The sequence below is a fragment of the Paenibacillus tundrae genome, from assembly GCF_036884255.1.
Classification (GTDB): domain Bacteria; phylum Bacillota; class Bacilli; order Paenibacillales; family Paenibacillaceae; genus Paenibacillus.
This window is the reverse complement of record NZ_CP145605.1, coordinates 4,256,313-4,280,591: the sequence shown is the minus strand read 5'-3', so window position 1 is coordinate 4,280,591 and position 24,279 is coordinate 4,256,313. Positions and strand designations below refer to the sequence as shown.

The window sequence follows — 24,279 nt, the reverse complement described above, 5'->3', positions numbered from 1 at the left end:
CGATTAAGAGATACGGAGTGATTATAAACATGCGTTTAATAAACAGGAATACAGATGGGCAGAACCATGCATCGAAGCATACAGGGATGAACCGGATGAAGTGGGTATGGAGCGGCTTCCTCATTGTTAGCTTAATTCTCCTAACGGCTTGTGGCCAGAGTACATCGAATAATGCCAAGATTGTGGAAGATAAAGTGAATGTTGTCACGACCTTTTATCCTGTATATGCATTTACAGCGGCTATTGGTGGAGAAGATGCGAATGTAATTAATTTGCTGCCTACGGGTGTTGAACCCCATGAATGGACACCTAAGAGCCAGGATATTGTTAATACATCCAAAGCTCAATTGTTCCTTTATAATGGTGCAGGTCTTGAGGGGTGGGTTCCGAATTTCCTCAAATCACTGAACAGCGATACACAAGTGAAATCTGTTGCTGTAAGTGAAGGCGTTACGCTGTTAACAGCTGAAGGTGATGACGGACACGGACATGGTGCAGAGCATGATGAAGAGCACGCGGACGAACATGCAGATGAGCACACAGATGAACATTCTGATGAAGAAACGGCCACTGAAGAAGTTGCGGATCATCATGTTGATCCACACACATGGGTAAGTCCTAAATCGGCTATGATTATGGCAGAGAATATTAAAAATAGTCTCGTTGAAGCAGATCCTTCCCACCAAGCCGGGTATGAAGAGCGTTATGAAGAACTACATGCTAAACTTGTAGCACTTGATCAACGCTTTACGGAACAGTTGTCTCAAGTTCCTAATAAAGAAATTGTCGTCTCTCATCAGGCGTTCGGGTACTTGGCACGCGATTATGGATTGACTCAACATGCTATTATGGGACTATCTCCTGATGCTGAGCCGACTGGTCAGGACATCGTTAACCTGGCGAAGCTCGTTAAGGATGAAGGCATTAAGTATATTTTCTTCGAAGAGCTGGTATCTGATAAACTTGCCAAAACACTTGCGAGTGAAGCAGACGTAGAGACGATGGTATTAAATCCAGTTGAAGGATTGACTAAAGAACAGGTGGATAATGGTGATGATTACTTCACTTTGATGGAAAAAAATTTGCAAAATCTATTGATCGCATTAAAATAAGGTAGACTGAAGGATTTTAACTTAGAATCCTCATATATAATGAAGGGCGGCTTTGCAATGCAGCAAATCATGCCACTATGTCATGATCCAATCATCGAGATCGAGAAGCTTTCCTTCTCTTATGGAGATCAGAAAGTGATCAACGATCTTAATTTTATGGTTAAAGAACGGGACTTTGTTGGTATAATCGGATCGAATGGAGCGGGGAAAACAACATTATTGCGGATGCTGGTAGGACTATTACCTCCGGCACAGGGGGATATTAAGTTGTTCGGACAATCCATTCGCCGGTTTAAGGATTGGGAGCAAATCGGTTACGTGCCGCAAAAAAATGCGTTTAATCCACTTTTTCCAGCAACAGTGCGTGAAGTGGTCATGTCTGGCTTGTACAATAACAAAAATATGTTTCGGAGAATATCACGTAAAGCGCAGCAACAATGCACAGATGCCTTACAGGTGATGCGCATTGAGGATCTGGCGAACAAGCGGATTGGACAATTATCCGGAGGACAGCAACAGCGTGTGTTTCTCGCAAGAGCACTGATCAATCATCCAGATTTGCTTATTCTGGATGAACCAACGGTTGGAATCGATGCAGAATCGCAGGACAGCTTCTTCGAATTAATTACCCATATGCATGAACACCATCGGATGACGTTTTTGATGGTATCCCATGATATGGATCGGATGGAGAACTATCTGGGTTCGCAGGCGGCTGTAACGAACGGTAAAATTCATTTTCATGTTCGCCATTCCCATGAGATTGAAGACTGTGCGGAAACGAATCTACAGCATACTACTTCCTTGGTAAAATAGATGCAGTGTTGGGTACGTTTGGATTAGAGCAAGGCCGAAGAAGGAGTCGTGTATGTTTTGGAAATTTTAATGAGTGATTTTTTTCAGCGGGCACTAGCCGGTGGATTGTTAATTGGCATCACTGCTCCGCTGATCGGGTTATTTCTGGTATTACGACGTTTGTCGATGATTGGGGACACGCTCTCTCATGTGACGATTGCCGGGGTTGCACTTGGATTCCTCATTGAGGTATATCCGATTGGCGTAGGACTTGTATTTGCTGTACTGGCTTCGTTTGCGATTGAGAAGCTGCGTAAGGCATACAAGAGTTATGCAGAGCTATCTATTGCGATTATTATGTCCGGAGGCGTAGCGCTGGCGTCACTGTTCTTCACGTTAGGCAAAGGGTATAACACAGATGTTATGAGTTATTTATTCGGAAGTATTTATACTCTAGATGCCACGGATTTGAAACTAGTAGGGGTGGTCACTCTAATTGTGGTCATCGTTGTAGCTCTGTTACATAAAGAATTTTTCCTGCTTAGTTTTGAAGAGGACGCTGCGGCAGTTACGGGCTTGCCCGTCCGATTGTTAAACATGTTGATTACAATAATGACTGCGCTCGTGATCAGTACAGCTATTAAAATCGTGGGTGCTCTGCTTGTATCGGCATTATTGACGATTCCGGTAGCTGTCAGCCTGCTGATGGCGCGAAGCTTCAAGTCGGCTATTATTTTGTCCGTAGTTATTGGTGAAATTGCCGTAGTTATTGGACTGGTTGTAGCCGGGATTTGGAATCTCGCACCAGGAGCAACCATTGTATTGCTACTCATCATGATGCTTATTCTGACGATGATTGGAAAAAAAGGGTTCCGTGCCTAACGACTGAACGAGTAAGCAAGCGAGCCCGGAGAAGGGAGACATCCGCATCATGCCTGATGTTAACGTATGGGTGGCTTTTGTTGCAGGAGTAGCTTCGTTTATATCACCATGCTGTCTTCCACTGTATCCGTCATACTTGTCTTATATTACAGGTATGACGGTGCAACGCTTGAAGGATGATCGTAATCTGCGAGAAGTTCGTTTTAAGACGTTGACTCATACGCTGGCGTTTATTTTAGGCTTCTCAGCTGTATTTTATACACTTGGGCTGGGAGCTGGATTATTTGGTCAGTTTTTCAATGATCATCGAGAATTGATCCGTCAGTTGTCTGCTATTTTAATTATATTGATGGGGTTGTTTTTGCTCGGGGTATTCAAACCGCAATTTCTTATGAAAGAGCGTAAAATGGATATGAAATGGAAACCAGCAGGGTACCTTGGCTCTTTTATCTTCGGTATAGGGTTCTCTGCTGGTTGGTCACCGTGTATCGGGCCAATCCTGACTGCGATTATTGCGATGGCTGCTAGTGAGCCAACAACGTGGTTTACATTGATTACAGGGTATACAGTCGGTTTTGCTTTGCCATTCTTTGTGTTAGCTTTCTTCATTGGTTCAACACGCTGGATCTTGCGCTATTCGAATGTGTTGATGAAGGTTGGCGGAGCATTGATGGTCTTTATGGGTATTTTGCTATACACAGGTCAGATGACCAAAATAACGATTTGGTTGCAGAGTATCACACCAGATTGGATGATCATCTGACGAATGGCTTCATGTGTGAACCCATGAATTTATAAAAGGGTAGGAATAAGGGGATACAAAAGCAGGCTACATGTGAGCCCAGATTATTCTGGATCATGTAACCTGCTTTTTGTTTGTAGGAATCCATATAGAAGTCCGTATCCGTGTCATACTCTGGATTGTTTGTAATTTTAGGTGAAGTAATCAATGTTAGCTAAAGGAAAATGCTCGAAAATCCGTTCCGTAATGAATTCACGCAAAGCGTCTTGTTGGTCGTCTTTATACACATACTTATACTGTCCCCAGCGCCCCCACTTCATCTTACGTTTTTCCATATCCATCTCAAGCTTTGTTTTGGGGTAACGCTTCTCAATGGTCGCTTTCGCTGTTTTGGTAAAACGGTGCTGGATCATCTCAAACGTGAGATCCTTGGTTGCTTCTTCGGGCAATGTATCTGCAAGCTTTTGTAGCAATTCCGAGTACCCTTCTTCCCATCCGTCATACCACATGATTGGGGCAATAATGAAACCTAAGGGATAACCGGCATGAGCGATCTTACCGGCAGCTTCGATCCGTTCTTCAAAGCGGGACGTTGCTGGTTCGAAGTTTTTGATGACATAATCGGAATTAACGCTAAAACGGATTCGGGTGTGACCGTTATGTTTCAGGTTTAACAATGGATCAACGTGATGATATTTGGTTACAAATCGCAATCGCCCGTATTCTTCATCAGCCATAAATCGAATTAGATCACTTAAATTTTTTGTAATGTGTTCCAGTCCTACCGGATCTGACGTACAGGCTGCCTCGAATCGTGTAATTTCAGGAGCGCGCTCCTCGATATAACCTTTGGCCGCTTCAATAATCTCTTCCGTATTCACATACACACGTACATAAGGTTTGGCACCCAGTGTGGTTTGTAGATAACAATAATGGCAATGACCCATGCAACCTGTCGAAATTGGAATAGCGTATTCTGCCGAAGGCTTGGATTGATCAAACTTAAGCGTTTTTCGAACACCTACCACCAGTGTACGCTTAGCCATCCGATACTTTTCTTGCTCCGTCTCACCAGGGAGGTTCGTGATACGATTATGGGATGTCGTCATCTGGTAAGGGATATCTCTAGAGGTGACCCATTCCATGATTCGTTTTCCTTTATCATAATCCAGCGCACCAGGTTCAAAATACACTAAATCGGGAATAAAGGGTTTAGTACCCTTTGCTTTGCGAACTGGGGGCTGCGCTACACTTGTACTCACATCAACACTCCTTTCGATACGAAACTGTACTTAGTTTGTCTCAAGAAGGGTGATGTCAACCTTGCCAATACTTGCGTGCGGATGGTGTTTTTTAGACATTCAAAATCGCAATCAGGTTCATGCATTTCCAGAGGACTTGCCAATGCGCATTGATAACATGTATCATTATAAGATAGGGATCAGGCAGGAACAGCTGCCGATCAGAGAGAAGAGAGGGAAGCAGATGCCAACGCCCAGTATGGAAGATTATTTGGAGCGTATATACAAATTAATTGATGAAAAGGGCTATGCTCGTGTGTCTGATATAGCTGAAGGATTGGAAGTGCATCCTTCATCGGTGACGAAAATGATCCAAAAGCTGGACAAAGACGAGTACTTGATCTATGAGAAGTACCGCGGCTTGGTACTCACTCCAAAAGGTAAAAAGATGGGGAAACGGTTGATGGAGCGCCATCATCTGCTTGAGCAATTTTTGACAACGATTGGTGTCCAAGAGGAAAATATCTATAAGGACGTAGAAGGAATTGAACACCACTTAAGCTGGGATTCAATTACGTGTATCGAGTCTTTAGTCGAGTATTTCCGTCAAGATGAAAGCCGGTTGCGTGACCTCAAAAACCTGCAGGATGTTATGAGTAATACAGAATCGTAATAGATATTCATAACATCGAAATTGGATCATAAGTAATGAAATGATACCAAATGAATGCTTGTAAAAGCCTTCTGAAAACCAGCCAACGATGCTTATCGTCATGTGATAAAGCGCGTAAGCTGGTTTTTTTCTATCCAACATTTGGTGATTGATCGCAACTAAACCATCAGTAGGAGCGTCTATTAAACTAGCAGAATTTGCCGCGAGTTTAAAAAAATGATGGAGGATTGCTATCGATGAAGTTTCGTAAAGGATTGATCCTGTTGCTTATTTTTGTGCTGGGTTTGCAGACAGCAGGAATGACGGCACATGCAGCAGGACAGAAGGAAATCGTCATTAACTTGGACGGACAACGCTTAGACTCAGATGTAGCGCCTTACATTATCCCTAAGGTGAATGTAACCATGGTTCCTTTGCGTGTTATTAGTGAAGGGCTGGGGGCTTCTGTATTATGGTCTCAAGCAACACGTACCGTAACGATCAAAAAGGCTGATTCAGTCATCAGCATGACTAGTGGTCGTCAGCAGGCTACCGTGGATAACACAGTGGTTGGTTTGGATGCTTCAGTAGAACTGAAGCAAGGTCGCGTTATGGTTCCTATTCGTTTTGTGAGTGAGAATCTCGGGATTCGTGTGAATTGGAATCAATCGGAGCAAGTTATCGATTTGACGACAGATGAAGGAACATCCACACCTGCACCAACGCCTACCCCAGCTGTTCCTGCTGAACCAGGTGGCACTGGACAGACGCCTGCTTCAGAAGAAATGCGTGGGGCTTGGATTTCAACAGTAAACGGTGATTGGCCGTCATCTGGAGCAAGAAACAACATAACGAAGCAAAAACAAGAGTATACACAGCAGTTGGATGCATTAAAGGACATGGGAATCAATGCGGTGTTCGTTCAGGTTCGGGCGAATGCTGATGCAATCTATCCATCAGGACTTGTGCCATGGAACACGGTTCTCACAGGAACTCAAGGTAAAGATCCAGGCTATGATCCACTGTCGTTCATGATCGAAGAAGCACATCAACGTGGGATGGAGTTCCATGCATGGTTCAATCCGTTCCGTGCTACGAATTCAGCGAGTACCAGCGGATTGGCAGCGAATCATGTCTCCAAATTACATCCAGACTGGATTGTCAATGTATCAGGCAAGCTTTATATCAATCCAGGTATGCCGCAAGCCAGACAGCATATTATTGATACAATCATGGAAGTGGTTAATCAGTATGATATTGATGGTGTGCATTTGGATGATTATTTCTATCCCTCTAACGCTACGTTTAATGATGACGCCGCATTCAAGACCTATAATACCTTGAATACCAAGGATCGTGCGGAGTGGAGACGCGATAATATTAATCAATTCGTGAAGCAGCTTGGAGAGAGTGTACATCGTGTGAAGCCCAACGTTCAATACGGCATTAGTCCTTTTGGCGTGTGGCGTAATAAAGCGGATGATCCAACAGGATCCGATACAAGAGCAGGAGTGCCGGCTTATGACAGCATGCATGCAGATGTTCGCACATGGATCAAACAAGGGTGGATTGATTATGTCGCACCTCAAGTGTACTGGAGTATGACACTGAGTGCTGCTCGTTATGATAAAGTTGTGGACTGGTGGGTTAATGAGGTAGCGAACACCAACGTTAAACTGTACATTGGCCATGCGCCTTATAAGCTGGGGACATCCGAGATTGGCTGGAATACCTCACAAGAGATTATAGACCAGCTCATTTATAATGAAAAGTATGACTTGATCAAGGGTGATATCTACTTCAGCTCACAGCATTTGACGAAGAATACATTGGGCTTGATTGCCAGACTCAAAGCATATTATGGACTATAGAATTTTTTAGTGTGATATACGTAATATAACCAACCCCTGTTCTCATACAGTTGCAGTAGAAACATGGCTGTCTGGAGAACGGGGGTATTTAGCATGTTAATTAATGCGGTGTTTGAAGGTGGAGGCGTTAAAGGAATCTCACTTGCGGGTGCAGTGCAGGCAGCGCAGGATTACGATATGGTGTTTCACCGTGTGGCAGGTACATCCTCTGGCTCCATTGTAGCTGCTCTGATTGCGGCAGGGTACCGAGCAGAAGAAATGAAGACCATTATTGAGAATATGCCATTTGCTTCATTGCTGCGTCGTTCTCCTATATTTGATGTACGCTGGATCGGTCCTGCGGCAAGGTTGTTTCTGAAGAAGGGGCTATACTCTGGGGAAGCACTCGAAGAATGGATTCGCAATATGCTGAAGCAAAAAGGAATTCGAACCTTTGCGGATCTTCCAAAAGGCAAATTACTCATTACCGCTTCGGATATTACAAACGGCACGATATTGGTTTTACCTGACGACATTGCGCGCTTTGGCATTGATCCTAGTATGCTTGAGGTAGCCAAGGCTGTTCGCATGAGCTGTAGCATTCCTTACTTTTTTGATCCGGTTGTCATTCGAAGATCTCCAATCCTGTCTAAAGGCATGCGTTTTCCCGATCAGTTTGTGTATGTGGTGGATGGTGGGTTGCTCAGTAATTTTCCGTTGTGGTTATTTGATGGGGAACGCTTAGAGCGAAGCGGTGAACCGATTCCGGTCGTTGGATTTAAAATGGTTGGCAAGACAGAAGGGAAGTCAGCACGAATTAGAGGGCCACTCAGCATGCTTCAGGCGTTGGTGGAGACGATGCTTACCGCTCATGATGAGCGATATATCGAACAGATTAATCGTTTCCGTACGATCAAAATACCGACCATAGGAATTAAACCCACAAAGTTTCACCTTTCAGCCCAGGATAGCACAGCTTTATATTTATCCGGGTTAGCTGCTGGCACGGACTTTTTTAGTGGGTGGAATACAAAATGGTATGACGAACAATTGAATAAGCAGCGCAAAGAACTTCGGAAAAAACAAACCGAATCACTACCCCTGACACCTGTATAAGAAGATGCAACTGTTCAGATACACTACACAAAAAAACAGCAATTCTCATGATAGAGAGTTGCTGTTTTTGGTGATTTCCTTTATTCAAAGTTAATGAAATTTGGGAATATCTTCATCACTTTTACCTTTTTGACCTTGAATGACTTGGAACGGATAATCTTTGCGTTTCTTGGATGATCCGCTAGTGCTCTTTTTGGTGCTGCCTTGTTGTGCATTAACTTTGGCCATCGTTCGTGCCGATGGTTTAACCTTAGGCGTTGATTTACGTCTCCAGCGCTGGGGAGGATACTTATACAGCAGGAATATTCCGCCTAACACAATCAGAGGTATGACAATTCGGGAAATTCCACCGCTGCTCAAAAAACCTAATGCTCCAATAGCAGCAAGTACGATGAACGTCCAAAATAAGATCGCCTGCTTGTTCATATCAATCACCCTTTCACAGGATCAAGTGATGCAACAGGAATTTCTGACACTGCAGAAGCATTTGCAAGTTTTGCATCCAACTCACGCATACGGTTAAATGAGGCGATGGATACTTCAACCTGTTCATTTGTAGGCTCTTTCGTCGTTAATAACTGTAGCCACAACCCCGGATAACCGAGATAGCGTAACAGCGGAATATCACGAACGGAATTGGTGATTTTCAGCAATTCGAAGGAAATGCCCAGAACTACAGGTAGCAAAATCAACCGCTGACCCATGCGTTCCCATAGGTTGTCGTAAGTGAAGAGGGAGTATAAAAATACACCAATAATCACCGTCAACATAATAAAGCTACTGCCGCAACGATAATGAAGTCGGCTATATTTTTGCACATTTTCTGGCGTGAGCTCTTCACCTGCTTCATGGGCACTGATTACTTTATGCTCCGCACCGTGGTATTGGAACAAACGTTTAATCATGGGTGTCTGTGAGATCAACCAGAGATAAGCAAGCAACAGAATCAGCTTAATGCCGCCTTCCAGTAAATTATGCAAAAACTGATTGTCGAATGCATTCTTGAAAAGAAAATTCTCAATGACCACCGGTAGCAGGGTAAGTACAATCTTCCCGAATAAGAATGAGAGTATGGCTACTGCGGTTACTCCAATAATCATGCTCAGGCTCCAGCCAGAGCCTTCTTTTTCTTTTTGTTTTGCTTTTTCTTCCGGTTCCAGTTCATCATCAGCATACGCGTCAGCAGAGTAATTCAGGTGTTTACTGCCCTTAACGCTCGAATCTATAATGCTGACAATCCCGCGCACTAACGGAATCCGCCGTAATTTCATGACCCAGGACTTGTCTTGCTTGGGAACTTCCAAATACGTGATCTCGCCGTCTTTTCTTCGCACAGCCGTAACATTGACGTGTTTCCCACCAAACATTACGCCTTCAATGACAGCTTGCCCCCCATAGCTGACAGGCTTGGATTGTTGAGGCAAATTACTCACCTTCCTATTCTGTTCTATGCCTTCATGGTAGAAGGCGGTTTAATAACCCTATTGTATCGAATTTTGAGAGCAATTTCTAGTTTGCAGGACAATCCGTGCTGGATGTTGTTAAGTTTGGTCAGATTGGAACATACTACCCCATAAACAATCCGTGTGAATCGAAGCTTCACAATGGGAATACCAGCCTTGTACCGATGCAGAAGAGAGAAATGGAAGGAGCTTAACACATGACAGAGCATACAGAAAATCAAGGTCATCGGAAAGACCGAATTTCGGATAGTGAAAAGCCAGCAGAGCGGAATGTCCGTAGGAAGCAAAAACAAGGGGAAGCGCATTACTTGACCAAGCCATTTCCGTTTGCTCTAGAATTAGGATTTTTCGCGGGGTTTATATGGGGTGCAATATATTTACTGTTTTATGTCATCCATTTTACGATTGTACCTTTAGGTTTTTTGGCAGAGCCTTTTTTCAAACATGCATTCGTGTATTCCATGGCAGGGCATTTGACAGGATGGTTGTTTTTTATCGCGTTTTCTATCCTAGCTGCTGTTCTCTATACCTTTACACTTCGCAAGCTGAAAGGGCCGATCCCGGGTATGATCTACGGAATCGTCTGGTGGCTTATTATCTTTGTGCTGGTCGGACCTAAGGTGCATATGATGAAGCCTCAGAATGAATTAACTTGGGATTCGATCATCACTGAGTTCTGTTTCTTCCTGCTGTGGGGACTCTTTATCGGTTATACAGTAGCTATGGAGTACACAGACGAACGTAAGCGTGAGCCAGAGAAAGCAGGAGCATAGCCGCAAAAAAGCTTCTCAATCCGGCAATGGCTGTGTTAAAATAGCAGATGGTTATTTGCAGAGAGGATGGAGCAGCTATGAAACGGATTGTTGTGATCAATGGCCCGAACCTAAACATGCTAGGTGTACGTGAACCTGGCATCTATGGAACGCTTAGTCTGAAGGATATTGAAGACAAAATTCGCAGACAGGCTGAAGAGCTGGGCGTCTCCATCGCTTTTTATCAATCTAATCACGAAGGGGACATCATTGATCGAATCCACGCAGCGATGGGGGAAGACGACGGAATCATGCTGAATGCCGGAGCTTTTACTCATTACAGCTACGCTATACGGGATGCGATTAATGCCGTAAAAGTCCCTACAGTGGAAGTTCATCTATCCAACATTCATGCACGCGAAGCGTTCAGACATCATTCAGTAATTGCTGCAGAAACGATCGGGCAGATTGCCGGATTTGGCGAAGTAAGCTATGAACTGGGATTGCTGGCTCTCGTGCGTCATCTGGACAAACAAACCTGAGCCGGGAACCCGGGAATGTGAGAGAAAGAAGGGTTACCGATGGAAAACAAACGAGTGAATAAGTTGCGTGAGGCTATGCACGAGCGTGAACTCACGGCTATGCTGATTACTAATCCGATTAACCGTCGTTACATGACGAACTTTACGGGTTCAGCGGGATACGTGCTTATTACGGAACAGGAAGCATACTTGCTGACCGATTTCCGCTATATGACACAAGCACCTCTACAAGCTAAAGGATTTACCGTTGTGGAACACGGACCAAAACCGATGGATTCCGTGCGTGAGCTGTTGCTTTCCGCAAACATCAAAGAAGTTGGCTTTGAGCAAGATAGCGTGACATTTGGCACGCATGCATCTTATGCTGAAACACTTCACCCGGTTGAACTGAAAGCTGTATCCGGTATTGTGGAACAACTTCGCATGTTCAAGGACGAAGATGAAATCGCTGTAATGCAAAGAGCAGCAGATTTGGCAGATGCAACGTTCAGCCACGTTTTACAATTTGCTAAACCGGGCATGACTGAGCGTGAGGTCGATTTGGAGATGGAGTTCTTCATGCGTAAGCATGGTGCGACGTCTTCATCGTTTGATACGATCGTTGCCTCAGGTGAACGTTCTGCAATGCCTCACGGGGTAGCGAGTGAGAAGGTTATTGGACAGAACGAATTGATTACGTTTGACTTTGGTGCGTTGCTGGACGGTTACTGTTCAGATCTGACTCGTACCATTGCAACAGGTACACCGGTACCTGAGCTGCGCAAAATCTATGATATCGTACTGGAAGCCCAGTTACATACGCTGGAGAACCTGAAACCGGGTATGACCGGACGCGAAGCCGATGCACTGGCACGTGATGTCATTGCAGGCTACGGCTACGGAGATCAGTTCGGACATAGCACAGGTCATGGCTTAGGTATGGAGGTTCATGAATCTCCTCGTTTGTCCAAGCTTAGTGATGATGTATTGAAACCGGGCATGGTCGTAACTGTTGAGCCGGGTATTTATATCGACGGTCTTGGCGGTGTACGCATCGAGGACGATGTGGTTATCACAGAGACAGGCATTCATATTTTAACAAAATCGGATAAGAAATTTACCGTTATCGGCTAAATAACTATCCACCGGTGATAAAGGAAATTTTTGATTTAGAAGGTGGGAGATTATCTCCTGAATGGTGAGGAATATATTGCGAAGTAGTGGAAGAGACGGAATCGATTCTAAAGAAGCGTCAGCGTTCGCCTTTGTCTCCCCATTTTTAACCTTATTATAGTCTAATCAATAAAAATGGGGAGACAACAGCGATCGGAAGAACGATCCGACTCTGGAACGGTCTCAGCGGTAATTTTCTGCGAATCAGAAGATTCCCCACCTTCAATCAACGTATTGTCCTGTATCACCTACTTTTCAACTATACCAGGAGGGATCTTTGTGATTTCAGTAAACGATTTTAAAACAGGCTTGACTGTACAAGTAGATAACGATATCTATACCGTACTTGATTTCCAACACGTTAAACCAGGTAAAGGCGCTGCCTTTGTACGTTCCAAATTGAAAAATTTGCGCAATGGTAACACGGTTGAAAAAACATTCCGTGCAGGTGAAACAATTGGCCGTGCAATCATCGAAAACCGTGGCGTATCTTACCTGTATGCAAGTGGTGCAGAGCACACGTTCATGGATAACGAAACATATGACCAGTTCACTTTGACTAGTGACCAACTGGAATGGGAATTGAACTTCCTGAAAGAAAACATGAACGTAAAAATCGTTAGCTACCAAGGAGAAATCCTCGGGATTGACTTGCCAACAAGCGTTGAGTTGAAAGTTATCGAAACAGAGCCAAGCGTTAAAGGTAACACTGCACAAGGTGCTACCAAAAACGCGAAAGTAGAAACAGGATTGAATGTACAAGTTCCTTTGTTCATTAACGAAGGTGACGTTCTCCTGATCGATACACGTGAAGGTAAATACTCTTCCCGTGCGTAACTTTCAATGACTGTAAGCGAATAAACGGTCTGATCAACCCTTTGCCATTTGTTTGGCAGAGGGTTTTTTCGAAAAAAGGTTAGCCTATCAGACGCTTTCGTAATATACTGGGTTAAAGTCATTTTTCGGAGAGAATAATGGCGATGGACATCAATTATGCATACTGCACAAGGTAGGGAGTGGATTTGCGTTGTCATTGTACGTCATGAAATTTGGGGGCAGCTCGGTCGGAGACACGGAGCGTATGAAACGTGTAGCTGGACGTGTTGTAGAGAAAATGGATGAAGGCCATCAGTGTGTAGTTGTCGTTTCGGCAATGGGAGATACAACCGATGATTTGATTGATCAAGCGAAACAATTGAATAGTGAGTTACCCGCACGTGAGATGGATATGCTTCTTACGACTGGAGAACAGATTTCAATCTCTTTGTTATCCATGGCTATTCAAGCACTTGGACGCAAAGCTGTGTCGTTTACAGGCTGGCAAGCTGGTTTCCGCACAGAGCCAGTTCATGGCAAAGCGCGTATTAACGATATTCAGCCTGAGCGAGTAATGAGAGCGCTTGAGGACGGTAATATTGTTATCGTTGCAGGTTTCCAAGGGATGACAGAAGACGGCGAGATCACTACATTAGGTCGGGGCGGCTCGGATACAACGGCCGTAGCGCTGGCAGCAGCTATTCAAGCGGATGCGTGCGAGATCTATACGGATGTGGACGGAATTTATTCTACTGATCCAAGGATCGTGAAGGTTGCACGTAAACTGAAAGAAATTTCGTATGACGAAATGCTGGAATTAGCAAATCTGGGCGCAGCCGTGTTGCACCCGCGTGCAGTTGAGTACGCGAAGCATTCCGGTGTACCTTTGATTGTTAGATCCAGCTTTAACCATAATGAAGGAACGGTTGTGAAGGAGGAAGCAACGATGGAACAAGGTGTAGTGGTTAGTGGTATTGCCTATGACAAAAACGTAGCTCGCATCAGCATTTTGGGTGTTCCAGATGCCCCAGGAGTTCTAGCAGAGGTGTTTGGTGCTCTGGCGTCTGAACAGCTTGACGTTGATATCATCGTGCAAAGTGGTGTAATGGACGGGAAAGCAGACTTCTCCTTCTCCGTAGCATTGTCTGATCGTGAGAACGCATTGCGTGTCATTGAGAGCCTCCACAGCCGTTTACCGTATCGTGAAGTGACTTCTGAAGAGAACTTGGTTAAAGTATCAATCGTTGGCGCAGGTATGGTGAGTCATCCAGGCGTGGCTGCGAAGATGTTCCAAGTGATCTCAGGTGAAGGTGTGAGCATCAAAATGGTAAGCACTTCTGAGATCAAAGTCTCCTGTGTCATCGATGGGGAGAAACTGCATGATGTAATCAAGGCATTGCACACAGCTTATGACCTCGACACGGCGGAACAAGCTGTAGTTGGCGGGCCGCAAGTTCGTCGATAATTGCATCAGTATATCGTCTGGAAGTCTGGTTCGTAGCAACATAGACCGATAGGCATAAGAAAAGGCTAATCGAAGCACATTCGGTTAGCCTTTTTTGGTTCGTTATTATACGTTATGCCGCCTTCAGCGCATTGTTGACTCCCGATGAGTCTTAGGAACGACGACATCATTCCTATACAGCATGCTTCTCTTTTGTTATGATGTAAACGTGTTAGTTTGGTTTACAAAATCATTTTGTAAACCTTTTAGAAGAGGCGGGTGGAGTAGCGTTGGACAAGAAGAAAAAAGTAACGATGCAGGAAATTGCCGATAGAGTAGGTGTATCCAAATATGCAGTATCGAAAGCGTTATCTGGCAAGGCAGGCATCAGTACGGCAACACGTGAGCGCATATTTGAAGTGGCTTCGAATCTAGGTTATTTGGATCAGCAACTAACTAGACGCACGATGGCGCCTAAGACGCAGGCAGAGGAAGAAGAGCGAATGATCGGTATCCTTTTTCCCAATATCCGTAGTCAGAATCGAGAATCTTTTTATTGGGGGCGTGTGCTTGAAGGCGTGTTTCGCGGTTTAGAAGAGCATGGGATTTCATCGGTACTCATTACAGACGACAGTCCTCATAATTTTAACAAACTCATGCGACCAGAGGCGTTACTGGGTATCATCGGGATCGGACTGATTGATACAGCTATGCTGGTTGAGTTACGTACACTTGGTATTCCTTTTGTTATCATAGATCACGAGGATGAGTTAGTTGCTTCAGATACGGTGTTTATGAACAATTATGATATTTATCGTAAGCTAACGAAATTTCTGATCGGTAAAGGCCATCGACATATTCAGTTTGTAGGAGACTGGTCGTATGCCCGTAGTTTTGCCGATCGTTGGAGTGGATTTAAGGCGATTCTTGATGAAAATGGTATACCTTACGCTCCACATAAAGAGCTGCTACAGATTAGACCGACGCATCATCACGATAATTTAGAGCTGATTCGCACAGCAATGCAACAGCTCAGTGAGAATTCTTCCACCACCGCGATAGTATGTGCCAACGACAAGGTGGCTTCATTATGCATGGCTGAACTGGAGAGACAAGGTAAACGAATTCCTAACGATATTTCAGTTGTTGCTTTTGACAACGATCCTGACGTTCAGGCGCAATATCCTGAGTTGTGTACTGTAAACGCGGAGACTGAGGCGCTAGGAGTGCAGGCAGTAGAAATCATGCAATGGAGGCTGAAGCATATCGCAATGCCTTATGAGAAGAGACTAATTCAAGGTGAGCTGATTATCAAAGGCAGCATTGATAGCCTAGTCTAACATACAACCATGTGAGGTTATCCATTACAGGGGAATGTAAAGGATAGCCTATTTGGTATGAAAGGAATATCTACCAAACGAGGAATATTCATATTATTATCTATGTAAACGCTTAAAGTAAACCTATTTAAATTTTGTAAACATAATATAATCGATAAATTAGTTGACAGAATACTTCGAAAATGACTATGATGTACTCAGATACAGCGTTTCACGCTGACAGACTACAATGGAAACGGGGTAATGCTATGTTCGGCAAAAAGCGGGGAATCGGCTGGATCTACCAGCAGAATGTGGCTGGTTATGTGTTTATCTCGCCTTGGCTGATTGGTTTTCTGCTATTAACACTGTGGCCGATTCTGCAATCGTTCTATCTTTCGTTCACAGACTATTCTCTTTTAGATTCGCCAACATGGGTAGGCACGCGTAACTATAGCGAAATATTACAATCTGACAAATTATTTTTGAAATCGCTTACAGTAACGTTTGTATTTGTACTACTAGCGGTGCCAATTAAACTTTTCTTCTCACTCATGGTTGCGATATTGCTGAACAAAGACATTAAGGGCATGAATGTTTATCGTACTGCGATTTACTTTCCATCCTTAATTGGAGGCAGCATTGCAGTGTCCGCGTTGTGGCGGAACATGTTCGGCATGGATGGTTACATCAACCACGTACTTGGCTGGTTTGGAATTACCGGAATCGGTTGGATATCCAATCCGAATACAGCACTAGGTACTTTGATCTTGCTGAATGCCTGGCAGTTTGGGTCAACAATGGTCATTTTTCTAGCTGGATTGAAGCAGATTCCCAAAGATCTATATGAATCCGCCTCTGTGGATGGAGCTAGTAGTATTCGCAAATTTTTTTCTATCACCATCCCGATGTTATCACCGGTCATGTTCTTCAACCTTGTACTCGGTATTATTAACTCATTTCAAATGTTCACATCAGCTTTTGTCATTACCGCGGGAGGCCCGGCGAATTCTACGTACATGTATGTATTGTTCCTCTATGATAAGGCGTTCAAGCAGTTTCAAATGGGTTACGCTTCAGCGCTGGCATGGATTCTACTTGTCATTATCGGTGTCTTTACAGCACTGAATTTCATCGTATCTAAGTACTGGGTCTTCTATGAATCCGAAGGAGGTAAATCAAAATGATAACTAGCAGCCAGAAGACATGGAAGGCACACCTTATTCTGATTCCATTTTCACTGCTCATGATTTACCCGGTGTTATGGTGGATTGGAGCCTCCTTCAAAAGCACAACGGAGCTATCCTCACCGTCATTATGGCCAACAACCTGGTTATGGGAGAACTACAGCAACGGCTGGAACTTTACGTCTGATTTTACGTTTGCTCGTTTTTTTGCCAATACGTTAATGATGGAGTTTTGGAATGTACTTGGTGGTGTCGTAACAGCAGCTCTAGTCGGTTATGGATTCGGTCGGTTAAATTTCCGATTTCGTAACTTCTGGTTTTCGGTGCTGCTTCTAACGATGATGCTGCCTTCACAAGTAACCGTTGTACCACAGTACATTTTGTTCAACAAACTTGGATTAGTGGATAGTTATGTTCCGCTGATATTGCCACATTTCTTCGGAGGCGGCGCATTCTTCATATTCTTGATTGTGCAATTCATTCGTGGTATTCCACGCGAACTGGATGAAGCGGCGCAGATTGATGGAGCCTCCGTTTACGGTATCTTCTTCCGTATTATTGCTCCGCTAATCAAGCCTGCACTTGTTACCGTAGCGATTTTCACCTTCTTATGGAGCTGGGACGACTTTTTCTCGCAATTGCTATACCTCAATTCGGTAGAAAAGTTTACGGTGGGGCTTGGACTTCGGATGTTTATTGATCAGTTTGAGGTACAGTGGGGTCAATTGCTCGCGATGTCATTACTGTCCGTTGTTCCTTCAGCAATCGTCTTTTTTATCGCTCAAAAGCATTTTGTGGAAGGTATCGCGACAACAGGGATCAAGGGTTGATTTTTGGTGAGAGGTATCACATTAACTTCACATACAAGGGAGTGTCATTCAATGGTGATCAAAGGTAAACGTTGGTTAAAGACTTTGACGATCGGTGTGCTGGCTGCGGTCATGGTGACAGGCTGTGCAGGAGGATCTAATTCGGGCGCAAGTGAAGGCCAGGGCAACGGCACACTCAAAATGATGTGGTGGGGCTCGGATGCTCGACATGAAGCAACCAAAAAAGCAATCGAACTATACACATCGAAACATACCGATGTCAAACTCACAACAGAATTTACATCATGGGATGGTTACTGGCAGAAGCTTCCTACTCTTGCGGCTTCGTCCTCTCTCCCAGATATTCTGCAAATGGATGCGGCTTATATCCAGGGCTACGCGAAGCGGGGGCAACTGGCGGATCTTTCTGATCTGGACTTGAGTGGTATTGTGGATGAGAAGGTTCTGGAGAACATTAAGATTGATGGCAAATTGTACGGAGTGCCTCTGAGCTACAATGGTGCAGGATTGGTCTATGATAAAGTGACACTAGAGAAATACGGAATCAAATTACCTTTTAACAACTGGACTTGGGATGACTTCTTTGCTTATGCCAAAGAGGCACGGAGCAAGCTGCCAGAGGATAAATATCCGATTGATGACCTGCGCAACATCTGGGAATTCTATCAATTTTATCAGACTGCCAAAGGTAAAGGACCTATCTTCCAAGATGGGAAATTCAATCTGGATAAAGATACCTTTTTCGAATTTAACAATATCTATGCCGATTTTCAAAAAGAAGGTGTTGTACCGCCAGCAGATCAGCAGCTAGCTTTTAAAGAGAATGATCCGCAGCTTGACTCACTGGGTTCTGGTAAAGTTATGCTTCGTACAGCATCGGTCGGCTCGGCGAGTGCAATTGAAGCACTTAAACCAGGTCAGCTAGCCGTGAACAGCAATCCGATCGGCGAGAGTGGAGGTGGCTGGGCTCAGTCAACGATTTTCTTCTCTGTAAGTGCAAATTCCAAAAATGTCGAGCAGGCGAAAGAGTTTATCAAATGGTTCATCTCTGACCCAGAAGCAGGTCAGATTTTGGGGATGACGCGTGGTATTCCAATTGATGATGAAGTGTACGCTTCCCTTGAGCCTAATCTTACGGATGGAGAACGTTTTGGTAAAGAATTGCTTGATGTTGCTAAACCGAAGGCATTACCATTCTATCCTGCGCCTGCTGGTGCTGAAGATTTTACGGCTACGTATAAGTCGGAGATGGAGAGTGTTATGTTTGGTCAGGTGACATTGGATGCAGCTTATGATGTATTGGTGGAGAAAGGTAAACAGGCCGAAAGTAAAATAAAATAAACAAAACTCATTGGATGGACATTGAATGATATAGATGGAGGCAGAAACCATGCTATTAAGTGATAATTGGAGAATTCAGCAATATGAAGTGGGCGAGAAACCGCCGCTGACCATTGCGGATGCAGACTTGGATGACCGTTTCTGGATCAGTGCGAGTGTACCGGGTGATGTACATTCCACGCTGATTGAACGTAAGTTAATTGATCATCCATATTATGGTCATAATGATATCAATTCGCGCTGGGTGGAGCAGAAGGAGTGGTGGTACCGCACACGCTTTCAGATGGATTCCGATCCAACCAAACAAGAGCGCTGGGAATTGATTTTTGAAGGGTTAGATACGCATGCTACCGTTTATGTAAATGGTCTTGAGATTGGAACGGCCAGCAATATGCACCGAACGTACGTGTATGATGTCTCCCGCGTTATACGCCAAGGCAAAAATACGATTGCTGTCCGCTTTGATCCACTCTACCTTCATCATAGAGACAAAGCATTGATGCAGTGGTCGTCGTACACGAAGGAACGTCCATGGATTCGGAAGGCAGCGATGAATTACGGTTGGGACTGGGGGCCGCGCATCGTAACCGTGGGGATCTGGGGCAAGGTTAAGCTGGAGCGTCATGTGCAAGCCAAGTTGGAAGGGGTATATGCATATACGAAGCGCTGTGACAACCGAGAGGCGGATATTAAAGTTGAGCTTGAAGCGAAAAAGTATCGTGGATGTGGTCATCTGACTTACCGTGCTCTTCTACTTGATGAGAATCAGCAGGTTGTGGCTCAAGCAGACGGTGAGTTGCTAAGTGGTAAGGTAGGGTTCGATCTGCAAGTATCACAGCCGCAATTATGGTGGACGCATGATCTAGGTAAGCCCTACCTCTATCAACTGGAAACTGTCTTGTATGCAGACGGAGTGGAGATAGATCGCAAAGAGCAACGAATTGGAATTCGAACCGTGGAGCTGGTGCTGGAAGATGAACAGAGACAGCCTGCATTTGCTTTTCATATTAACGGGGTGAAGTTGTTTGCCAAAGGCTCGAACTGGATTCCAGTAGATAATCTAATTGGGGCCGCACCTGACTCTCGATATAAACATCTGATCATGTTGGGCGTAGAAGCTAATATGAACATGCTACGAATCTGGGCAGGAGGCATTTATGAAAAAGATGTCTTTTACGATCTATGTGATGAGCTCGGGTTGTTAGTGTGGCAGGACTTCGCTTTTGCCAACGCACTTTTCCCTGATTACAATGCTGATTTTGTGGAAAATGTACGGCAGGAGGCCATTTGCAATATTCAAAGGCTGCGCAATCATGCATCACTGGCTTTATGGTGCGGCAATAATGAAATTGACTGGCTGTACGATATGAAATCGTCATCTGGCGAAATCACGACACCATTTTACGGTGAGACCATTTATCATGAGATTTTACCAGAGCTGCTAGAACAGCTTGACCCTGCACGCCAATACTGGCCCTCATCTCCTTATGGCGGGAACGATGCGAATGATCCAAATCATGGAGATCGTCACAACTGGCAAGTATGGCATGGTTCCGTCTATCCACGTAAATTTGGTGAGGTGCCTTTGCTAGATTACAGTGTCGAGGGCGTCACATTCAAAAACTATAAAAATGATTTCACGTTATTCAGTAGTGAGTTTGGTATGCATGCCTCGGCTACGAAATATACGTTGGAACGACATATTCCAGAGGATCAATTCTATTGGGGAAGCGTTGAAATGGCTTATCGTAACAAGGATACGAACCATCAGAAGGGCATTTTGCTTATGGAAGGGTTCACAGGAGTGCCCCAAGATCTAGATGAGTATATCCAGTTCTCAATGCTGACTCAGGCTGAGGGATTAAAATACGGGATTGAGCATTATAGACGTAACAAAGCGCGCACAAGTGGCTCATTAATCTGGCAGCACGGCGACAGTTGGCCTGGAACCAGTTGGTCATTAATCGATTATGAGTTGCTTCCAAAAGCATCCTATTATTATGCACGTAAATTTTATCATCCATTACTATTAAGTCTGAACCATGAACCTGGGGAGCAGTTAGAGTTGTGGGTAATTAATGATCACTTATCTTCTCTTAGTGGGCTGGTCATCCTTGAGGTTTATGATATGCAAGGTCATTCGATTCATCGTATGGAGCTGAATGCCGAAGTGGAAGCCAATGGTGTCGTGAAGCTAGGAGAGTGGGACGAAAAGCAAGTTTTGCAAAATCTGCCTCCAGAACAGGCGGTGCTGAAGTTATCTGCGCCTGCATGGGAGTGCTTAGATAACGTTTATTATTTACGCGATGCAAAAGATGTACAGCTTCGTCCGAGCAGCATACACGCTTCATATAATGAAGAAACCCAGCAATTGCTAGTGCAAGCAAACGATGCGGTAGCTAGAATGGTTCAGATTCTGATTCCGCAAGGTAATGTGCGCATGAGTGATAACTATTTTGATCTTCTTCCAGGGGAGCAGCGAACCATTGATATACGTCAGGCAGATGGGCAATCACTTGAATACCAACATATCACCGTATCAGCATTAAATGCCGAAGAGGTACCCGCTACACTAACAAGGTGATGGATGAGTAAGGTGCCTCAAGGCATGCTATGTAATCAAAAGAGGACTTTTTGAACAACCTCTATACTAATTCGACAAAAGACCGAAACAGGGAAGCATGAACGATGCTTTCCTATTTCGGTTTTTTTGACATGGAGCAAGAAGTGACGTCTCTCATTTTGCAGTTAAAAAGAATTGCTAGATTCAGCGTCATAAATTCGATGTACAGGCATAAACATGAGATATGAACAAGCACCAGCAACGAGATCAATTTGATTACAAGGTTGGAGGAGCCTACTCATGAAAGTGAACTGGAAGGAGCTTTTTCCGGAACCGATCCGAACCATTCTAGGAAGAATGCCACCTGCCGTATTAGAGAAAGTGGAGGAAGTGCGCATCCGGGAAGGGAGACCGCTCGAGATCAATGCTGGAGATACCTATCACTTTCTTACCGCACAGGGCAGTCTGACAGCTAAGCCTGAAGAAGCCTACATTCCTCTAAAAGAAGTAACGCACAGGCTGCTAGATCTGATTAGTAATCACTCACTCTATACATTGGAAGAAGAACTTCGTAAAGGATTCATTACCATTCCCGGAGGGCATCGGATCGGACTTGCTGGTCGAACGGTGCTAAGTGGTGGACGGGTGGAAACCTTACGCGATATCAATGGATTCAATGTGAGGGTTGCCCGAGAAGTTCATGGTGTGGCTGATCGTATTCTGCCTTACCTTCTGGACATGAAAAGCGGACAGGTATTCCATACGTTAATCTTATCCCCTCCACAACAAGGCAAGACGACATTGCTGCGTGACCTAGCAAGACAAATAAGCAATGGTTGCAGATTAGTAGGTGGAAGCGAGTTCGTGCAAGGGCTGCGTCCTCGACTTAAGGTAGGCATTGTGGATGAGCGTTCCGAAATCGCTGGAAGTTATAAAGGGGTACCCGGATTCGATGTTGGACCACGCACAGATGTGATGGATGGATGCCCAAAGGCAGAAGGCATGATGATGATGCTTCGCTCCATGTCTCCAGACGTAATCATTGTGGACGAGATTGGTCGTCCAGAGGATGCGGAAGCTGTTGTGGAGGCGCTGCATTCGGGGGTTTCCGTGATTGCGACTGCACATGGGAGGGATCTGGGAGAGTTATCTTCTAGGCCAGCACTGAGAACACTCATCCAGGAACAGATGTTCCAGCGTTATGTGCAACTCAGGCGGACGAGCCGAGGGATGAACTTTCGCTTGGCAGATGGGAAAATGCGTGTTTTACAGCAGCCGGATGCAGGAGGTGAGGCATTTGGTTAACATACTGGGTGCTGTCATTATCTTGTTCGCAAGCACACTGGCTGGCTTTTACCGTGCAAGGCAATTTGCTCTTAGACCACGACAGTTGCGGGAGCTAATTGCTGCATTACAACGACTGATGACGGAGATTAATTATGGATTGACCCCGCTTCCTGATGCTATGGGAAAAATGGGAGCTCAAACGAAGGAACCTGTACGATCCTTGTTTCTCCATGCAGCAGGTCAGATGAATCCGCCACACGGACACACTGCACGTGAAAGTCTTCAGGCTGGCATTGAATACATGTGGAACAAGTCCGCAATGAAAGCTGATGAGCGAGAAGTCATGTTGCAGTTAAGCTTCAGTCTTGGCACCAGCGACCGTCAGGATCAGACCAAACATATCTCGCTAGCCATTCAACAACTCATGCATGAAGAATCCCGTGCACAGGCTGACCAAATGAAATATGAACGGATGAGCCGTAGCCTTGGGATGCTTGTCGGAGCGTTAATCGTCATTCTGATCTTCTGAAATTGCCGGGATAGTGAGGTGCCAAGGTCATGAATCTAGAAGTGAACGCAATTTTCCAAATTGCGGGCATCGGAATCATCATTGCAATGATTCACACGGTGCTGAAACAAATGGGAAAGGAAGATATGGCGCACTGGGTAACTGTTATCGGATTTGTCGTTGTATTATTCATGGTTGTTCGTATGTTAGACGGGTTACTGCAAGAGATCAAATCGATCTTCCTTTTCCAATGAAAACGGTCATGAAGCCAGGATGGTGGTGACCCGTGGAAATTATTCAAGTGGTAGGGCTAGCGTTGATTGCAACAGTTCTCATTCTTGTCATCAAAGAGCAGAAGCCTATGTTTGCATTTCTCATCGCTGCGGCTACAGGCATAGTCATTTTTATGCTATTGATTGGCAAAATTGGTGCAGTCATCGAGGTGTTGAAGAGACTCGCTGAAAACTCAGGTATGGAGAGCATCTATCTGAAAACCGTATTGAAAATTATAGGCATAGCCTACATTGCTGAATTCGGTGCCCAGATTGTAAGGGATGCAGGTCAGGAGAGCATTGCTTCGAAAATAGAGCTTACGGGGAAAGTTCTGATTCTGGTTCTCGCTATACCCATTATTAGCATTATTATCGAAACCGTCATGAAACTAATGCCGGTATAGAAGGAGGCA

Annotated in this window: 24 protein-coding genes; 21 read left to right on the top strand and 3 right to left on the bottom strand. The window is 44.6% G+C overall.

The genetic code is table 11. The annotated features are described in order from the left end of the window. Nucleotides 1-86 precede the first annotated feature (86 nt). Genes V6W81_RS19225 through V6W81_RS19210 form a run of 4 tightly spaced genes read left to right on the top strand, consistent with a single transcriptional unit; the run spans nt 87 to nt 3,552 of the window. Entirely contained in the window at nt 87-1,112 is a 1,026-nt protein-coding gene (locus tag V6W81_RS19225; RefSeq protein ID WP_310142471.1) for a metal ABC transporter solute-binding protein, Zn/Mn family, read from the top strand. Nucleotides 1,113-1,169: 57 nt separating this feature from the next. Continuing rightward, complete coding sequence (locus V6W81_RS19220; protein WP_338540082.1) at nt 1,170-1,928, top strand: metal ABC transporter ATP-binding protein; 759 nt, start codon at nt 1,170-1,172, stop codon at nt 1,926-1,928. A 57-nt stretch (nt 1,929-1,985) separates the two neighbouring features. Continuing rightward, a complete protein-coding gene (locus tag V6W81_RS19215; RefSeq protein ID WP_056696488.1) occupies nt 1,986-2,789 on the top strand; it encodes a metal ABC transporter permease in 804 nt (267 codons plus the stop codon). 49 nt (nt 2,790-2,838) lie between these two features. Next, nucleotides 2,839-3,552, top strand: coding sequence for a cytochrome c biogenesis CcdA family protein (locus V6W81_RS19210; RefSeq protein WP_145045338.1), 714 nt, complete (start codon nt 2,839-2,841; stop codon nt 3,550-3,552). Nucleotides 3,553-3,722: 170 nt separating this feature from the next. On the opposite strand, the gene splB is transcribed toward V6W81_RS19210, so the two are convergent. Beyond that, nucleotides 3,723-4,793 (bottom strand): spore photoproduct lyase, encoded by a 1,071-nt coding sequence (splB, locus tag V6W81_RS19205; RefSeq protein WP_338540081.1) that lies wholly within the window; start codon nt 4,791-4,793, stop codon nt 3,723-3,725. 223 nt (nt 4,794-5,016) lie between these two features. Here splB and mntR point away from each other — a divergent pair, with 223 nt between their 5' ends. The 3 genes from mntR to V6W81_RS19190 all read left to right on the top strand — a co-directional run bounded on the left by mntR (nt 5,017) and on the right by V6W81_RS19190 (nt 8,390). Beyond that, nucleotides 5,017-5,445, top strand: a complete 429-nt coding sequence (gene mntR, locus V6W81_RS19200) for a transcriptional regulator MntR (protein ID WP_056696954.1) — start codon at nt 5,017-5,019, stop codon at nt 5,443-5,445. 236 nt (nt 5,446-5,681) lie between these two features. Beyond that, nucleotides 5,682-7,295, top strand: a complete 1,614-nt coding sequence (locus V6W81_RS19195) for a family 10 glycosylhydrolase (protein ID WP_338540080.1) — start codon at nt 5,682-5,684, stop codon at nt 7,293-7,295. A 93-nt stretch (nt 7,296-7,388) separates the two neighbouring features. Further along, the gene (locus V6W81_RS19190; RefSeq protein WP_338540079.1) at nt 7,389-8,390 is read left to right on the top strand and encodes a patatin-like phospholipase family protein; all 1,002 of its coding nucleotides are present in this window, start codon (nt 7,389-7,391) and stop codon (nt 8,388-8,390) included. 90 nt (nt 8,391-8,480) lie between these two features. Here V6W81_RS19190 and V6W81_RS19185 read toward each other — a convergent pair whose 3' ends face one another. Together V6W81_RS19185 and V6W81_RS19180 are read right to left on the bottom strand one after the other, a co-directional pair. Beyond that, a complete protein-coding gene (locus V6W81_RS19185; protein ID WP_145045332.1) occupies nt 8,481-8,816 on the bottom strand; it encodes a hypothetical protein in 336 nt (111 codons plus the stop codon). A 5-nt stretch (nt 8,817-8,821) separates the two neighbouring features. After that, the gene (locus V6W81_RS19180) at nt 8,822-9,814 is read right to left on the bottom strand and encodes a DUF1385 domain-containing protein (protein ID WP_145045863.1); all 993 of its coding nucleotides are present in this window, start codon (nt 9,812-9,814) and stop codon (nt 8,822-8,824) included. 236 nt (nt 9,815-10,050) lie between these two features. Between V6W81_RS19180 and V6W81_RS19175 the strand changes: the two genes are divergently transcribed. The 14 genes from V6W81_RS19175 to spoIIIAD all read left to right on the top strand — a co-directional run bounded on the left by V6W81_RS19175 (nt 10,051) and on the right by spoIIIAD (nt 24,270). Beyond that, nucleotides 10,051-10,626: a YqhR family membrane protein gene (locus V6W81_RS19175; RefSeq protein ID WP_338540078.1), complete on the top strand. Its 576-nt coding sequence runs from the start codon at nt 10,051-10,053 to the stop codon at nt 10,624-10,626. Nucleotides 10,627-10,703: 77 nt separating this feature from the next. After that, the gene (gene aroQ, locus V6W81_RS19170; RefSeq protein WP_145045328.1) at nt 10,704-11,147 is read left to right on the top strand and encodes a type II 3-dehydroquinate dehydratase; all 444 of its coding nucleotides are present in this window, start codon (nt 10,704-10,706) and stop codon (nt 11,145-11,147) included. A gap of 39 nt (nt 11,148-11,186) precedes the next feature. Beyond that, nucleotides 11,187-12,260 carry a M24 family metallopeptidase gene (locus V6W81_RS19165; protein ID WP_145045326.1) on the top strand — a complete coding sequence of 358 codons (1,074 nt, stop codon included), beginning with the start codon at nt 11,187-11,189 and terminating at the stop codon, nt 12,258-12,260. Nucleotides 12,261-12,578: 318 nt separating this feature from the next. Further along, the gene (gene efp, locus V6W81_RS19160) at nt 12,579-13,136 is read left to right on the top strand and encodes an elongation factor P (RefSeq protein WP_056696506.1); all 558 of its coding nucleotides are present in this window, start codon (nt 12,579-12,581) and stop codon (nt 13,134-13,136) included. 190 nt (nt 13,137-13,326) lie between these two features. Continuing rightward, the gene (locus V6W81_RS19155) at nt 13,327-14,580 is read left to right on the top strand and encodes an aspartate kinase (protein WP_307212546.1); all 1,254 of its coding nucleotides are present in this window, start codon (nt 13,327-13,329) and stop codon (nt 14,578-14,580) included. Nucleotides 14,581-14,849: 269 nt separating this feature from the next. Beyond that, nucleotides 14,850-15,899 carry a LacI family DNA-binding transcriptional regulator gene (locus tag V6W81_RS19150; protein WP_338540077.1) on the top strand — a complete coding sequence of 350 codons (1,050 nt, stop codon included), beginning with the start codon at nt 14,850-14,852 and terminating at the stop codon, nt 15,897-15,899. Between the two features lie 248 nt (nt 15,900-16,147). Beyond that, nucleotides 16,148-17,065 carry a carbohydrate ABC transporter permease gene (locus V6W81_RS19145; protein ID WP_056696959.1) on the top strand — a complete coding sequence of 306 codons (918 nt, stop codon included), beginning with the start codon at nt 16,148-16,150 and terminating at the stop codon, nt 17,063-17,065. Then, nucleotides 17,062-17,895 carry a carbohydrate ABC transporter permease gene (locus tag V6W81_RS19140; RefSeq protein ID WP_156395443.1) on the top strand — a complete coding sequence of 278 codons (834 nt, stop codon included), beginning with the start codon at nt 17,062-17,064 and terminating at the stop codon, nt 17,893-17,895. The genes V6W81_RS19145 and V6W81_RS19140 overlap by 4 nt, the downstream gene beginning before the upstream one ends. A gap of 51 nt (nt 17,896-17,946) precedes the next feature. Continuing rightward, nucleotides 17,947-19,236, top strand: a complete 1,290-nt coding sequence (locus V6W81_RS19135; protein WP_338540076.1) for an ABC transporter substrate-binding protein — start codon at nt 17,947-17,949, stop codon at nt 19,234-19,236. 49 nt (nt 19,237-19,285) lie between these two features. Further along, nucleotides 19,286-21,820, top strand: coding sequence for a beta-mannosidase (locus V6W81_RS19130; protein ID WP_338540075.1), 2,535 nt, complete (start codon nt 19,286-19,288; stop codon nt 21,818-21,820). Between the two features lie 279 nt (nt 21,821-22,099). Next, a complete protein-coding gene (gene spoIIIAA / locus V6W81_RS19125) occupies nt 22,100-23,104 on the top strand; it encodes a stage III sporulation protein AA (RefSeq protein ID WP_338540074.1) in 1,005 nt (334 codons plus the stop codon). Next, nucleotides 23,097-23,615, top strand: a complete 519-nt coding sequence (gene spoIIIAB, locus V6W81_RS19120; RefSeq protein WP_338540073.1) for a stage III sporulation protein SpoIIIAB — start codon at nt 23,097-23,099, stop codon at nt 23,613-23,615. Before spoIIIAA ends, spoIIIAB begins: the two co-directional genes overlap by 8 nt. A 29-nt stretch (nt 23,616-23,644) precedes the next feature. Continuing rightward, a complete protein-coding gene (gene spoIIIAC, locus V6W81_RS19115) occupies nt 23,645-23,848 on the top strand; it encodes a stage III sporulation protein AC (RefSeq protein WP_056696521.1) in 204 nt (67 codons plus the stop codon). Between the two features lie 32 nt (nt 23,849-23,880). Then, nucleotides 23,881-24,270: a stage III sporulation protein AD gene (gene spoIIIAD, locus V6W81_RS19110; protein ID WP_056696523.1), complete on the top strand. Its 390-nt coding sequence runs from the start codon at nt 23,881-23,883 to the stop codon at nt 24,268-24,270. Nucleotides 24,271-24,279 lie beyond the last annotated feature (9 nt).